At 71.2% G+C, this 14270-nt stretch carries 12 protein-coding genes and 1 pseudogene; 12 read left to right on the forward strand and 1 reads right to left on the reverse strand.

Translation table 11 applies throughout. From position 1 onward, the window contains the following. The first annotated feature begins 4 nt into the window (after positions 1–4). The 12 genes and pseudogenes from nuoI to ACZ34W_RS09990 all read left to right on the forward strand — a co-directional run bounded on the left by nuoI (position 5) and on the right by ACZ34W_RS09990 (position 13873). On the forward strand, positions 5–598 hold the full coding sequence (gene nuoI, locus ACZ34W_RS09935) for an NADH-quinone oxidoreductase subunit NuoI (RefSeq protein WP_329489242.1): 594 nt from the start codon (positions 5–7) through the stop codon (positions 596–598). Continuing rightward, entirely contained in the window at positions 595–1518 is a 924-nt protein-coding gene (locus tag ACZ34W_RS09940; protein ID WP_442906843.1) for an NADH-quinone oxidoreductase subunit J, read from the forward strand. Before nuoI ends, ACZ34W_RS09940 begins: the two co-directional genes overlap by 4 nt. Continuing rightward, positions 1515–1814 (forward strand): NADH-quinone oxidoreductase subunit NuoK, encoded by a 300-nt coding sequence (nuoK, locus tag ACZ34W_RS09945; RefSeq protein WP_209412994.1) that lies wholly within the window; start codon positions 1515–1517, stop codon positions 1812–1814. Before ACZ34W_RS09940 ends, nuoK begins: the two co-directional genes overlap by 4 nt. Positions 1815–1828: 14 nt before the next feature. Next, positions 1829–3742 carry an NADH-quinone oxidoreductase subunit L gene (gene nuoL, locus ACZ34W_RS09950; RefSeq protein WP_465602996.1) on the forward strand — a complete coding sequence of 638 codons (1914 nt, stop codon included), beginning with the start codon at positions 1829–1831 and terminating at the stop codon, positions 3740–3742. A gap of 37 nt (positions 3743–3779) precedes the next feature. Next, positions 3780–5408 (forward strand): NADH-quinone oxidoreductase subunit M, encoded by a 1629-nt coding sequence (locus tag ACZ34W_RS09955; protein WP_465602998.1) that lies wholly within the window; start codon positions 3780–3782, stop codon positions 5406–5408. Then, entirely contained in the window at positions 5405–7042 is a 1638-nt protein-coding gene (gene nuoN, locus ACZ34W_RS09960) for an NADH-quinone oxidoreductase subunit NuoN (RefSeq protein ID WP_329489246.1), read from the forward strand. Before ACZ34W_RS09955 ends, nuoN begins: the two co-directional genes overlap by 4 nt. Positions 7043–7306: 264 nt before the next feature. Further along, positions 7307–8317, forward strand: coding sequence for a polyprenyl synthetase family protein (locus ACZ34W_RS09965; protein ID WP_329489247.1), 1011 nt, complete (start codon positions 7307–7309; stop codon positions 8315–8317). A 231-nt stretch (positions 8318–8548) separates the two neighbouring features. Beyond that, entirely contained in the window at positions 8549–9211 is a 663-nt protein-coding gene (locus tag ACZ34W_RS09970; RefSeq protein ID WP_329489248.1) for a response regulator transcription factor, read from the forward strand. A gap of 256 nt (positions 9212–9467) precedes the next feature. Continuing rightward, positions 9468–11492 (forward strand): annotated as a pseudogene (locus ACZ34W_RS09975) (2-oxoacid:acceptor oxidoreductase subunit alpha); the annotation flags it as partial. A 110-nt stretch (positions 11493–11602) separates the two neighbouring features. Next, positions 11603–12655 (forward strand): 2-oxoacid:ferredoxin oxidoreductase subunit beta, encoded by a 1053-nt coding sequence (locus ACZ34W_RS09980; RefSeq protein ID WP_329489249.1) that lies wholly within the window; start codon positions 11603–11605, stop codon positions 12653–12655. A 144-nt stretch (positions 12656–12799) separates the two neighbouring features. Then, positions 12800–13150: a hypothetical protein gene (locus ACZ34W_RS09985; protein WP_465603001.1), complete on the forward strand. Its 351-nt coding sequence runs from the start codon at positions 12800–12802 to the stop codon at positions 13148–13150. Positions 13151–13246: 96 nt separating this feature from the next. Beyond that, complete coding sequence (locus ACZ34W_RS09990) at positions 13247–13873, forward strand: GNAT family N-acetyltransferase (protein WP_465603003.1); 627 nt, start codon at positions 13247–13249, stop codon at positions 13871–13873. Here ACZ34W_RS09990 and ACZ34W_RS09995 read toward each other — a convergent pair. Next, the gene (locus tag ACZ34W_RS09995; RefSeq protein ID WP_329489252.1) at positions 13842–14222 is read right to left on the reverse strand and encodes a VOC family protein; all 381 of its coding nucleotides are present in this window, start codon (positions 14220–14222) and stop codon (positions 13842–13844) included. The two genes, ACZ34W_RS09990 and ACZ34W_RS09995, sit on opposite strands and share 32 nt — an antisense overlap. Positions 14223–14270 lie beyond the last annotated feature (48 nt).

The following is a 14270-nucleotide window of genomic DNA, read 5'->3' on the forward strand; positions in this document are numbered from 1 at the left end:
CGCGATGTCGTCCGACCAGAACGACAGGACCGACAAGCCGTCCGTCCTCGGGCCGGCCGCCGGCTTCGGCGTGACCTTCAAGGCCATGTTCAAGAAGCGGCTCACCGAGCAGTACCCGGAGCAGAAGAAGCCCACCGCTCCGCGTTTCCACGGCCGCCACCAGCTGAACCGGCACCCGGACGGCCTGGAGAAGTGCGTCGGCTGCGAGCTCTGCGCCTGGGCCTGCCCGGCCGACGCGATCTACGTGGAGGGCGCCGACAACCGCGAGGACGAGCGCTACTCGCCGGGTGAGCGGTACGGGGCGGTCTACCAGATCAACTACGCCCGCTGCATCCTCTGCGGCCTCTGCATCGAGGCCTGCCCGACCCGCGCGCTCACCATGACCAACGAGTACGAACTCGCGGACTCCTCGCGCCAGGACCTCATCTTCACCAAGGACCAGCTGCTGGTCGGCCTCTCCGAAGGCATGGTCGACAGCCCGCACTCGATCTTCCCGGGCGCCGACGAAGGCGCCTACTACCGGGGCGAGATCACCGCGGCGGCGCCCGGGACGGTCCAGCAGGAGAGCACCGACCGGGACAAGGAGGCCCAGCAGTGACCGCCCTGAACCTCGCCGGGCACGGCGCGGCCCTCGCCGCCACCGGGACGGCCTCCACCGGTGAGGCCGTCCAGTTCTGGGTGCTCGCGGTGATCGCCGTCGGCGGCGCGCTCGGCATGCTGCTGATGAAGAAGGCCGTGCACAGCGCGCTCTGCCTGGCCGCCACCATGCTCGCCCTGGCGGTCTGTTACATGGCCCAGGGCGCGGTCTTCCTGGGCGTGGTGCAGATCGTCGTCTACACCGGCGCGATCATGATGCTCTTCCTGTTCGTGGTGATGCTGGTCGGTGTCACCAGCGCGGACTCGCTGAAGGAGCAGCTGAAGGGCCAGCGGTTCGCCGCCGTCCTGTGCGGGCTCGGGTTCGGCGTGCTGCTGGTGGCCGGCATCGCCAACGCCAGGCTGGACACCTTCACCGGCCTCACCGAGGCCAACGCCGAGGGCAACGTCCAGGGCCTGGCCCGGCTGATCTTCACCAAGTACGTCTGGGCCTTCGAGGTCACCGGCGCGCTGCTGATCACCGCCGCGATCGGCGCCATGGTGCTGACCCACCGCGAGCACGTGACGGCCCCGAAGACCCAGCGCGAGCTGGCCGCCCAGCGGGTCAAGGACAACATCCAGCTGCCGCCGCTGCCCGCGCCGGGCGTCTACGCCCGGCACAACGCGGTCGACGTCCCGGGCCTGTTGCCGGACGGCACCGTCGCCGAGGACTCGGTGATGGGGACCCTGCGCGACCGCGGCCAGATCCGCGACGTCAGCCAGGAGATGCTGCGGCGGATGGCCGAGCTGGAGAACACCACCGCCGACTGGCTGGGCCGCCCGTCGTCCGAGCGCCCGCCGGTCGCCGGCCCGCGCAAGGAGCTGGAGCCGGTCCCGCACGACCGGCCGGCGTCGGCCGGCCACGACGAGGAGGGCGCGGAGTGAATCCGGTCAACTACCTCTATCTCTCCGCCCTGTTGTTCACCATCGGCGCCTCCGGCGTGCTCATCCGGCGGAACGCGATCGTGCTGTTCATGTGCGTGGAGCTGATGCTCAACGCCTCGAACCTGGCCCTCGTCACGTTCTCCCGGCTGCACGGCAACCTGGACGGCCAGATCATCGCGTTCTTCACCATGGTGGTCGCGGCGGCCGAAGTAGTGGTCGGTCTCGCCATCATCGTGTCCATCTTCCGGACCAGGCACTCGGCTTCGGTCGATGACAGCAACCTGATGAAGCTGTAGGCGGAGGGCCTTCGGTGAACTCTCTCATTCCGCTGCTGGTGGCAGCGCCGCTGGCCGGCGCCGCCCTGCTGCTCCTCGGTGGCCGCCGCTTCGACCGGTTCGGTCACTGGCTGGCCACCGCTCTGGCCGCGCTCTCGTTCGGCTTCGGGCTCGCGCTGTTCTCGGAGCTGCTGGGCCGCGAGGCCGAGGACCGCTCGATCACCGAGCACCTGTTCAGCTGGATCCCGGTCAACGGGTTCCAGGCCGACGTCGCGTTCCAACTCGACCAGCTCTCGATCACCTTCGTCCTGCTGATCACCGGTGTGGGCACGCTGATCCACCTCTACTCGGTGGGGTACATGGCGCACGACGAGCGCCGGCGCCGCTTCTTCGCGTACCTGAACCTCTTCCTGGCGGCCATGCTGCTGCTGGTGCTCGCCGACAACTACCTGCTGCTGTACGTCGGCTGGGAGGGCGTCGGGCTCGCCTCGTACCTGCTGATCGGCTTCTGGCAGCACAAGCCGAGCGCCGCGACGGCCGCCAAGAAGGCGTTCATCGTCAACCGGGTCGGCGACATGGGCCTCTCCATCGCGATCATGCTGATGTTCGTGGAGTTCGGCTCCTTCGCCTTCGGCCCGATCCTCGGCACCGAGGGCGCGGCCGGTGCGGCCGGCCAGGCCAGTGAGGGCAAGCTGACCGCCATCGGGCTGATGCTGCTGCTGGCGGCCTGCGGCAAGTCCGCCCAGGTCCCGCTGCAGTCCTGGCTCGGAGACGCCATGGAGGGCCCGACCCCGGTCTCGGCCCTGATCCACGCGGCCACCATGGTGACCGCCGGCGTCTACCTGATCACCCGCTCCGGTGCCGTCTTCAACCTGGCGCCGGACGCCCAGACCGCCGTGGTGGTGGTCGGCGCGGTCACCCTGCTGTTCGGGGCGATCGTCGGTTGCGCCAAGGACGACATCAAGAAGGCACTGGCCGGCTCGACGATGTCGCAGATCGGCTACATGATCCTGGCGGCGGGCCTCGGCCCGATCGGCTACGCCTTCGCGATCATGCACCTGGTGACCCACGGCTTCTTCAAGGCCGGGCTCTTCCTCGGCGCCGGGTCGGTCATGCACGGCATGAACGACGAGGTGAACATGCGGCACTACGGCGGCCTGCGCAAGTACATGCCGATCACCTTCGTCACCTTCGGCCTCGGCTACCTGGCCATCATCGGGTTCCCCGGCCTGTCCGGCTTCTTCTCCAAGGACAAGATCATCGAAGCGGCCTTCGCCAAGGGCGGCACGGAGGGCTGGATCCTCGGCCTCTGCACCCTGGTCGGCGCCGCGATCACCGCGTTCTACATGACCCGGGTGATGATCCTGACCTTCTTCGGCGAGAAGCGCTGGCAGCCGGACGCGGACGGCAACGACCCGCACCCGCACGAGTCGCCCAGGACCATGACCATCCCGATGATCGTGCTCGCGTTCGGCTCGGTCTTCGCCGGCGGACTGTTCGCCCTGAACAGTTCCTTCGTCACCTGGCTGGAGCCGGTCACCGGGCACTCCGAGGGGGACTCCCCGCTCAGCCCGCTGGTGGTCACCCTGCTCACCATGGTCTGCATGCTGGCCGGTGTCGCGCTGTCGTACCTGATGTACGGCCGCTCCACCGTCCCCGTGGTGCCGCCGGTCGGCTCCCCGCTCACCCGGGCGGCCCGCCGGGACCTCCTCCAGGACGACTTCAACCACGCCGTCCTGGTGCGCCCCGGGTCCGCGCTCGCCGCGGCGCTGGTCTACTTCGACAGCCGCGGTCTGGACGGCTTCGTCAACGGCCTGGCCGCCACCATCGGCGGGATCTCCGGCCGGCTGCGGCGGATCCAGAACGGCTACGTCCGCACCTACGCACTCTCCATGTTCGGCGGCACGCTGGTGCTGGTCGCCACGACTCTCCTGATGAGGTCCGTCTGATGGACAGGGATTACACAGACCTTCGGGGAGGCGCGGCATGAGTGCCCTGCTGACCGCCACCTGCGCCGTCCCGGCGGCCGGCGCGGTGCTCACCGCCGCGCTGCCCGCCGGGACGACCGGGCCCCGGCGGCGGACCACCAAGCTCGTCGCCCTCGGCGTCTCGGCCGTCACGCTGGCCCTGGCGGCCACCGCGGCGGCCCGGTTCGACCCCGACGGGGCCCGCTACCAGCTGACCGAGTCCTACAGCTGGATCCGCTCCTTCGGCATCACCTTCTCGCTCGGCGTGGACGGCATCGGCGCCGTGCTGGCCCTGCTCACGGCCGTCCTGGTGCCGATCGTGATGCTCGCCTCCTGGCACGACGCCGACCCGCCCGCCGAACCGGCCCCCGCGCCGGACGGCAGCTTCGAGAACCGGCGCCGCACCCAGGGCTACTTCGCCCTGATCCTGGCCGTCGAGGCGATGGTGATCGTCTCCTTCTACGCCACCGACGTCTTCCTCTTCTACGTGTTCTTCGAAGCCATGCTGATCCCGATGTACTTCCTCATCGGCGGCTTCGGCGACAAGGCGGGCGGCCCCGAGTCGGCCCGCCAACGGTCCTACGCCGCGGTGAAGTTCCTGCTGTACAACCTGCTCGGCGGCCTGGTCATGCTGGCCGCCGTGATCGGGCTGTACGTGATCGCGCAGGACCAGGGGTTCGGCACCTTCGACCTCCGGACGCTGACCTCGGCGATCGCCGACGGCAAGCTGGTCCTCAGCGGCACCGCCGAGAAGGCGCTGTTCCTCGGCTTCTTCTTCGCCTTCGCCGTGAAGGCCCCGCTCTGGCCGCTGCACACCTGGCTGCCCAACGCGATGGGCGAGTCCACCGCCGGCACGGCCGTGCTGATCACCGCAGTGGTCGACAAGGTCGGCACCTTCGCGATGCTCCGCTTCTGCCTCGGGCTCTTCCCGGACGCCTCGAAGACCTTCGCCCCGGCGATCCTGGTCCTCTCGGTGATCGGGATCATCTACGGCGCGCTGCTGGCCATCGGCCAGAAGGACATCAAGCGGCTGGTCGCGTACGCCTCGATCTCGCACTTCGGCTTCATCATCATGGGCATCTTCGCGCTGACCAGCCAGGGCCAGAGCGGCGCCACCCTCTACATGGTCAACCACGGCATCTCCACCGCCGCGTGGATGCTGGTGGCCGGCTTCCTGATCTCCCGCCGCGGATCGCGCCTGATCGCCGACTACGGCGGCGTGCAGAAGGTCGCCCCGGTGCTCGCCGGGACGTTCCTGATCGGTGGCCTGGCCACGCTGTCGCTGCCCGGGCTGGCGCCCTTCGTCAGCGAGTTCCTGGTCCTGGTCGGCACGTTCACCCGGTACCCGGCGATCGGCATCGTCGCCACCTTCGGCATCGTGCTCGCCGCGCTCTACGCGCTACTGCTCTACCAGCGCACCATGACCGGACCGGTCAAGGAGGGCGTGCGCGGCATGCACGACCTCAAGGCGCGCGAACTCGCGGTCGTCGCCCCGCTGGTGGCCCTGACCATCCTGCTCGGCGTCTACCCGAAGCCGCTCACCGACATCGTCAACCCGTCGGTGGACGCGACGCTCTCGCAGGTCCACGAGACCGACCCGGCGCCGGCCCACCCGGTCGCCGCCACCTCAGGAGGTGAGCACAAGTGAGCACCACCGGTTGGCTCGCCGCCGCGGGCGGCAACACGTCGAGCATCCCGGCCCCGCACGTCGAGTACGGCCAGCTCTCCCCGATGCTGGTGGTGTTCGGCGCCGCCGTGCTCGGCATCCTGCTGGAGGCCTTCCTGCCCCGCCGGTACCGGCACTGGGCCCAGGTCTCGGTGGCCCTGCTCGGCCTGGCCGGGGCGTTCACCGCCGTGGTGGTGCTCGCCGCCCAGGGCTACGGCTCCACCAAGGTCGACCTGCTCGCCATGGGCTCGGTCGCCCTGGACGGCCCCGCGCTGTTCCTGCAGGGCGTGATCCTGCTGGCCTCCGTGGTCGCCGTGCTCACCTACGCGGAGCGGAAGCTGGAGCCCAAGGCCGGCGGCGAGCCGGCCGACGCGTTCGCCGCGCAGGCCTCCGCCACGCCCGGCGGCGAGCAGGAGCGCGCCGCCGTCCGGGCCGGCTTCGCCACCAGCGAGGTCTTCCCGCTCACCATGTTCGCGGTCGGCGGCATGCTGCTGTTCCCCGCCGCCAACGACCTGCTGACCATGTTCGTGGCGCTGGAGGTCTTCTCCCTCCCGCTCTACCTGCTCTGCGCGCTGGCCCGCCGCCGCCGGCTGCTCTCCCAGGAGGCGGCGGTCAAGTACTTCCTGCTCGGCGCCTTCGCCTCGGCGTTCTTCCTGTTCGGCACCGCCCTGCTGTACGGGTACGCGGGCAGCGTCCGGCTCGGCGAGATCTCGGACGTCATCTCCGGCAAGGCCCTGGCCACCCCGGCGCTGCTCTCCACCACGCAGAACGACGCCCTGCTCCTGATCGGCCTGGCGATGCTCGCGGTCGGCCTGCTCTTCAAGGTCGGCGCGGTGCCCTTCCACTCCTGGACCCCGGACGTCTACCAGGGCGCCCCGACCCCGGTCACCGGGTTCATGGCGGCGGCGACCAAGGTGGCCGCCTTCGGGGCCATGCTCCGGCTCTTCTACGTCGCCTTCCCCGGCCTGCGGCTGGACTGGCGGCCGGTGATGTGGGGCGTGGCCATCCTGACCATGGTGGTCGGCGCGATCCTGGCCGTCACCCAGCAGGACGTGAAGCGGCTCCTCGCCTACTCCTCCGTCGCGCACGCCGGGTTCATCCTCACCGGCGTGATCGCCACCAACAAGCAGGGCCTCGGCTCGGTGCTGTTCTACCTGCTGGCGTACTCCTTCGTGACCCTCGGCGCCTTCGCCGTGGTCACCCTGGTGCGCGACTCCAAGGGCGAGGCCACCCACCTGTCCAGCTGGGCGGGGCTCGGCCGGCGGTCCCCGCTGGTCGCGGCGGTCTTCGCGCTCTTCCTGCTGGCCTTCGCGGGCATCCCGCTCACCTCGGGCTTCACCGGGAAGTTCGCGGTCTTCCAGGCCGCGGCGGCCGGCGGGGCGACCCCGCTGGTGATCGTGGGTGTGCTCAGCTCGGCGGTGGCCGCGTTCTTCTACATCCGGGTCATCGTGCTGATGTTCTTCTCGGACCCGCAGCCCGGCGGCCCCACCGTGGCCATCCCGAGCGCCTTCACGGCGACCGCGATCGGCATCGGCGTGGTGGTCACCATCGGCCTCGGGGTGCTGCCGCAGTACTTCCTGGACCTGGCGTCGAAGGCCTCGCTCTTCGTCCGCTGAGCCCGCCGTCCGGGCGCCGCCCGGACCCGCTCCACCGGCCGGAACCGCTCCGGCCGCGCCCCACCGTCCGGGCCGCGCACTCGTCCGCGCGGCCCGGACGTGTCGTCTCCGGACCGGCTCCCACCAGCGGGTCCGGCCCGATCATGACAGGATCCGCACGCCCGTGCAGTGATCCACTCGCGACCGGATACCCTGCCTGTATGGCCAGCGGCGGCACTCAGGGACCAGGCCGCTAGATCGACCAGGGACAGAGGAGTGGTCTTCGTGACCGTCGTGGGACCCTTTGGGCTCAACGTGCAGGACCGCGATCTGACCCGCGATGTCCAGTCCGGGATGGACGCGGTGGAGGTCGCGCTCACCGAGGCCGTGAAGAGCGACGTCCCGTTCATCACCGTCACCGCCAGCCATCTGATGGAAGCCGGCGGCAAGCGCTTCCGCCCGCTGCTGGTGATGCTCGCCGCGCAGTTCGGCGACGCCAACGCCCCGGGCGTGGTCCCGGCCGCCGTGGTGGTCGAGCTGACCCACCTCGCGACGCTCTACCACGACGACGTCATGGACGAGGCCCCCGTGCGCCGCGGCGCCCCCAGCGCCAACTCGCGCTGGGACAACTCGGTCGCCATCCTCACCGGCGACTTCCTGTTCTCCCGCGCCTCCCAGGTGCTCGCCGACCTCGGCCCGGAGGCCGTCCGGCTGCAGGCCGACGCGTTCGAACGGCTGGTCACCGGCCAGATCCTGGAGACCGCCGGCCCCCGCCCGGAGGACGACCCGCTCGACCACTACCTCGCCGTGCTGGCCGGCAAGACCGGCTCGCTGATCGCCGTCTCCTGCCGGATCGGCGCGCTGATGGCCGGCGCCGAGCCGTGGGTGACCGACATCCTCAGCGCGTACGGCGAGCGGATCGGCATCGCCTTCCAGCTGGCCGACGACGTGCTCGACATCGCCAGCGACGGCCACGAGTCCGGCAAGACCCCCGGCACCGACCTGCGCGAGGGCGTGCCGACGCTCCCCACGCTGCTGCTCCGGCAGATGCCGGTCGACGAGTCCGACCCGGCCGACCTGCGGCTGCGCGAGCTGGTCGAGAGCGACCTCGCCGACGACGACCTGCACGCCGAGGCGCTGCGCCTGCTGCGCCGCCACCCGGCACTGGAGCGCGCGCGCCGGGAGACCCTGCGGCACGCGGAGGAAGCCCGCGCGCTGCTCGACCCGCTGCCCGACAGCGCGGCCAAGGCGGCCCTCCAGGGCCTGTGCGACGCGGTGGCCATCCGCACCATGTGACCGGCGGCCCGCCGCATGTGCCCGGTCGTGCACCGGAGGTGACCGGCCGTCCGCCGCCTGTGACCGGCCGTCCGGGCCCTGCTCCGACCGGCCGGGCGCACCCGCCCGGCGGTCGGCGACCGCGGCCGGCGGGATTCTCCGCCCGGCGGACCGGGGCGTCCGCGGATAGGGAAGACTGACCTCGTCAGCACCGTCCGCACCGTCAGCAGCGCCGCCAACCGGAAGGCCACCATGCTTCGCGTCGTCATCGCCGAGGACTCCGTCCTGCTTCGGGAGGGCCTGACCAGGCTGCTGACCGACCGCGGTCTGGAGGTCGTGGCGGGGGTCGGCGACGGCGAGGCGCTGCTGAAGGCCGTCCACGACCTGGCCGGCGCCGGCGCCCTGCCCGATGTGGTGGTCGCCGACGTCCGGATGCCCCCGACCCACACCGACGAGGGGGTGCGCGCCTGCGTCACGCTGCGCGGCCTCTACCCCGAGGTGGGTGTCCTGGTGCTGTCGCAGTACGTCGAGGAGCGCTACGCCTCCGAGCTGCTGGCCGGCTCCACCCGGGGCGTCGGGTACCTGCTGAAGGACCGGGTGGCCGAGGTCCGCGAGTTCGTCGACGCCGTGGTGCGGGTGGCCGGGGGCGGCACCGCGCTGGACCCCGAGGTCGTCCAGCAGCTGCTCAGCCGCAGCCGCAAGGGCGACGTCCTGGCCGGGCTGACCCCGCGCGAGCGCGAGGTGCTCGGGCTGATGGCGGAGGGCCGGACCAACGCGGCGGTGGCCAAGCAGCTGGTGGTCTCGGACGGCGCGGTGGAGAAGCACGTCAGCAACATCTTCCTCAAGCTGGGCCTGGCCCAGAGCTCCGAGGACCACCGGCGGGTGCTCGCTGTGCTCACCTACCTGAACTCGTAGCGGGGCCGCCCGCGGGCCGACGGCGGAGGTGACGGCGGGGCGCGGGCGGTCTCCGGCCCGCCGGACGGCCTCCGGCCCGCGTTCGCGTCCCTGTCCGCGACACGCGGGGGCGGGGCGCACGGAACCCGTCCGGGCGCCCGAGCAGGGGCGTTCCCGCCGGTGTCCGGCCGGTCACCTACCGTGTTGCCGTGACATCCGGCGGTGATTTCCCGCCGCATCGGGTAGTTCCGTCCAAGGCAATCCTTACCCGCATAGGATGCGAGAGGTGCACCAGGCGGACGGGGCACACGGCTCACGCCCGCGGCTGGTGCCCACGAGGAGGTCCGCGGCAGTGACCAGTCAGGTCGATCAGTCGGAAGCGGTGGACGGTCCGGACGGCGACGAGGGCCGTTCCGGGCCCGGTGAGGGCCGCTCCGGCCCCGCCGTGCCGGCCGGTCCGCAGCCCAGGCGAGCCAAGCCGATCCGCAGATTGGACCGGGTGATCATCCGCTTCGCCGGGGACTCCGGCGACGGCATGCAGCTCACCGGTGACCGCTTCACCTCGGAGACGGCGTCCTTCGGCAACGACCTCTCCACCCTGCCCAACTTCCCGGCCGAGATCCGGGCCCCCGCCGGCACGCTCCCGGGGGTCTCGTCCTTCCAGCTCCACTTCGCCGACCACGACATCCTGACCCCGGGGGACGCGCCCAACGTCCTGGTGGCGATGAACCCGGCCGCCCTGAAGGCCAACGTGCCGGACCTGCCGCGCGGCGCGGAGATCATCGTCAACACCGACGAGTTCACCAAGCGCGCCCTGGCCAAGGTCGGCTACCCGGCCGACCCGCTGGGGGACGGCTCGCTGGAGGCCTACCACCTGCACAAGGTGCCGCTGACCACGCTGACCCTGGAGGCGCTCAAGGACAGCGGGCTGACCCGCAAGGACGCCGAGCGCGCCAAGAACATGTTCGCGCTGGGCCTGCTCTCCTGGATGTACCACCGGCCCACCCACGGCACCGAGTCCTTCCTGCGTACCAAGTTCGCCAGGAAGCCGCTCATCGCCGAGGCCAACATCAGCGCCTTCCGGGCGGGCTGGAACTTCGGGGAGACCACGGAGTCCTTCGCCGTCTCGTACGAGGTGCCGCCGGCCAAGCTGCCACCGGGCCGCTACCGCAACATCTCCGGCAACCTGGCCCTGTCGTACGGACTGATCGCCGCCTCCGAGCGCTCCGGGCTGCCGCTCTACCTCGGCTCGTACCCGATCACCCCGGCCTCGGACATCCTGCACGAGCTGAGCAGACACAAGAACTTCGACGTGCGGACCTTCCAGGCGGAGGACGAGATCGCCGGCATCGGCGCGGCGCTCGGTGCCTCGTTCGGCGGCGCGCTGGGCGTGACCACCACCTCCGGCCCGGGCGTCGCCCTGAAGAGCGAGACCATCGGCCTGGCCGTCTCGCTCGAACTGCCCCTGCTGGTGGTCGACATCCAGCGCGGCGGTCCGTCCACCGGCCTGCCGACCAAGACCGAGCAGGCGGACCTGCTGCAGGCGATGTTCGGCCGCAACGGCGAGGCGCCGGTGCCGATCGTCGCCCCGGCGACCCCGGCCGAGTGCTTCGACGCGGCCCTGGAGGCGGCCCGGATCGCCGTCACCTACCGCACCCCGGTGTTCCTGCTGTCGGACGGCTACCTGGCCAACGGGTCCGAACCCTGGCGGATCCCCGAGGTCGGCGAACTGCCCGAGATCACCCCGGACTTCGCGACCGGCCCGAACCGCGAGGACGGCGCGTTCTGGCCCTACCAACGTGACCCGCAGACGCTGGCCCGCCCCTGGGCGGTGCCCGGCACGCCGGGCCTGGAGCACCGGATCGGCGGGATCGAGAAGCAGGACGGCACGGGGAACATCTCCTACGACCCCGCCAACCACGACTTCATGGTCCGCACCCGCCAGGCGAAGGTGGACGGCATCGCGGTGCCGGCGCTGGAGGTCGACGACCCCGGCGGCGAGGCACGGGTCCTGGTCCTCGGCTGGGGGTCGACGTACGGGCCGATCACCGCCGCCGTCCGCCGGGTCCGGGCCGACGGGGGGCAGGTCGCCCAGGCGCACCTGCGCAACCTCAATCCGTTTCCGGCCAATCTCGGTGCGGTGCTGAAGAGTTACGACAAGGTCATCGTTCCCGAGATGAACCTCGGGCAGCTGGCGCTGCTGCTGCGGGCCAAGTACCTGGTGGACGCGCAGTCCTACAACCAGGTGCGTGGACTGCCGTTCAAGGCGGCCCAGTTGGCGGACGTGCTGTGGGCGGCGATCGGCAGCCTGGACGAGGCGGGTGCTGCCTCGGGTGCCGCTTCGGGTGCCGCTTCGGCTGCTGCTTCGGGTGCTGCTTCGGGTGCTGCTTCGGCGAACGAGGAGGACAACCGATGAGCGAGAAGTTCCCCTCCTTGAAGCTGGTTCCGAAGGCCGAAGGGCCGCAGACCGCCAAGGAGTTCAAGACCGACCAGGAGGTCCGTTGGTGTCCCGGCTGCGGGGACTACGCGATCCTGGCGGCGGTGCAGGCCTTCATGCCGGAGCTGGGGATCAAGCGGGAGAACACCGTCTTCGTCTCCGGCATCGGGTGCTCCTCCCGTTTCCCGTACTACATGAATACCTATGGGGTGCACTCGATCCACGGGCGCGCACCGGCCATCGCCACCGGGCTGGCCTCCTCCCGGCAGGACCTGAGCGTCTGGGTGGTGACGGGTGACGGCGACGCCCTCTCGATCGGCGGCAACCATCTGATCCACGCGCTACGGCGGAACGTCAATCTGAAGATCCTCTTGTTCAACAACCGGATCTACGGCCTCACCAAGGGCCAGTACTCGCCGACCAGCGAGGTCGGCAAGATCACCAAGTCCACGCCGATGGGCTCACTGGACGCGCCCTTCAACCCGCTCTCGCTGGCCATCGGCGCGGAGGCCACCTTCGTCGCCCGGACCATCGACTCCGACCGCCAGCACCTCCAGTCCGTGCTGCGGGCGGCGGCGGAGCACGAGGGCACCGCGCTGGTGGAGATCTACCAGAACTGCAACATCTTCAACGACGGCGCCTTCGAGATCCTGAAGGAGTCCGGCACCCGGGACGAGGCCCTGATCCGCCTGGAGCACGGCCAGCCGATCCGCTTCGGCGCCGACGGGGCGCAGGGCGTCTTCCGGGACGCCGACGGCGAGCTGTACGTCGACACCGTCACGGCCGACAACGAGGCCTCGGTGGTGGTCCACGACGCCCACGCCGCAGGCTCCGCGGCGGCGTTCGCGCTCTCCCGGATCGCCGACGCCGACACCCTGCACCACACCCCGATCGGTGTCCTGCGCAGCGTCCGCCGGCCGGTCTACGACGAGCTGATGGCCGCCCAGCTGACCACCGCCGTGGCGCAGCGCGGCACCGGCGACCTGGCCGGTCTGCTGGCCGGCAGCGACACCTGGACGGTCGACTGACCGCCGCCGGGCGGACGGCGGCGCCCCGGCGGGAGCGATCCCTCCCGCCGGGGGCCACCGTCGGGTCGATATGACAGGTGTCATCCCGAAGAGCTGCCCCTGGGCACTGCGGGCCGACGCCCGCCCGGTCCTACCGTTCTTGCCATGACGAACACGAAGCTCGTTGACACCAGGACCGACGTCCACGTGAGCATCATCGGTGGCACCCGGCTGGCGGGCCGGGAGGTCCACCGCCGCACCGTGACCGCCTCGCTGATCGGCGGTGCGGACATCGACCTGACGGATGTGGAGATCCCCGACGGCGCCGAGCTCCGGATCACCAAGCTGAGCCTGATCGGCGGGGTGAGGCTGAGGGTCCGCCCGAACGTGCGCGTCGTGGTCAGCGGTCTGTGCCTCGGCGGCGTCCGCGACGACGGCCGTACCGAACTCGGCGGTCCGACCGTGCACGTGGGGGCCTGGGGCCTGCTCGGCGGTGTGAGCGTCCGCCGCCCGTGAGCACCCGGGTTCGTGAGCGTCCGGTCGGTCGGGGGGAGGTCGGTCGGGGGGAGGTCGGCCGGTCCGTGGTCCGGTGCGGCTGGGTATCGTCCGGGTATGGCCGAACTGATCGCACCGACCACCCGTCTGCACGCCAACTGGCTTGAGGCGCACAAGGAATGGGGCCCGGGGAGCCATGAGGACGGCTTCGGGCTCACGCCGGGCGACGAGGTCGACTCCCCGGCCGGCTTCGCCGCCTGGATCTCCCGGCTGGCCGCCGAGGAGGCGCCGTCGCACCCGGCCGAGGCCGGGGCGCTGGCCTTCCGCTACCGCTGGATCGTGGAGGACGGCCGGGTCCTGGGCGGCATCGTCCTGCGGTACGGAGTGCACGGCTTCGTCCCGTACTTCGGCCACATCGGCTACGGCATCCGGCCCTCCGCCCGCCGCCGCGGACTGGCGGCGTGGGCGTTGGGCCGGATGCTCGACGAAGCCCGCACGGTCGGCCTGGACCGCGTCCTGGTCGCCTGCGCGGTGGACAACATCGCCTCGGTCCGGACGATCGAGGGCCGGGGAGGTGTTCTCGAAAGCGTCCAGGACACCAAGTTCGGTGCCGTTCGCCGCTACTGGATCGGGCTCCAGGGTGACCCGGCGCCCGTCGCCCGGCCGTCGGCCGGGGTGTCGTCGCGGACGTCCGGTTCCCGTCGCCGGGCTCCTACTGCTGGACCCACTCGACCAGTTGGATGACCACCCCGTTCGGGTCGGTGACCTGGAACAGCCGCTCGCCCCACGGCTCGTCGCGCAGCGGCATGGTGATCTCCACGCCGGCGGCCCGCAGGCGGGCCTCCTCGGCCGCCACGTCCGCCACGGTGAACGCCAGGATCAGCCCGGCGGCGTGCTGGTCCCGGAAGCCCTCGGGCAGCACGTCGAGGCCGCGGCGCAGGTAGACGACGTTCATCCCGGAGTCCGGGCGCCCGAGCGAGGCGAACCCGTCGGCAGCCATCTGCTCGGCGAACCCGAAGTGCTGCTGGAGGAAGGCGGCGGAGGCGGTGACGTCCTCGACGGTGAGTGAGACGGCGGCGCCGGTGATCTGCATGGAGGAGTGCCCTTTCGTCGGCGGTTATCCCGTACGCAGTACACTATA

This window comes from Kitasatospora sp. NPDC022856 (genome assembly GCF_055561235.1).

What these genes read in the sequence shown, in the direction of transcription:
- nuoI (WP_329489242.1), top strand. Translation starts at nt 5, where the DNA reads ATGTCGTCCGACCAGAACGACAGGACCGACAAGCCGTCCGTCCTCGGG.
- ACZ34W_RS09955 (WP_465602998.1), top strand. Translation starts at nt 3,780, where the DNA reads ATGAGTGCCCTGCTGACCGCCACCTGCGCCGTCCCGGCGGCCGGCGCG.
- ACZ34W_RS09970 (WP_329489248.1), top strand. Translation starts at nt 8,549, where the DNA reads ATGCTTCGCGTCGTCATCGCCGAGGACTCCGTCCTGCTTCGGGAGGGC.
- ACZ34W_RS09980 (WP_329489249.1), top strand. Translation starts at nt 11,603, where the DNA reads ATGAGCGAGAAGTTCCCCTCCTTGAAGCTGGTTCCGAAGGCCGAAGGG.
- ACZ34W_RS09985 (WP_465603001.1), top strand. Translation starts at nt 12,800, where the DNA reads ATGACGAACACGAAGCTCGTTGACACCAGGACCGACGTCCACGTGAGC.
- ACZ34W_RS09990 (WP_465603003.1), top strand. Translation starts at nt 13,247, where the DNA reads ATGGCCGAACTGATCGCACCGACCACCCGTCTGCACGCCAACTGGCTT.
- ACZ34W_RS09995 (WP_329489252.1), bottom strand. Translation starts at nt 14,222, where the DNA reads ATGCAGATCACCGGCGCCGCCGTCTCACTCACCGTCGAGGACGTCACC.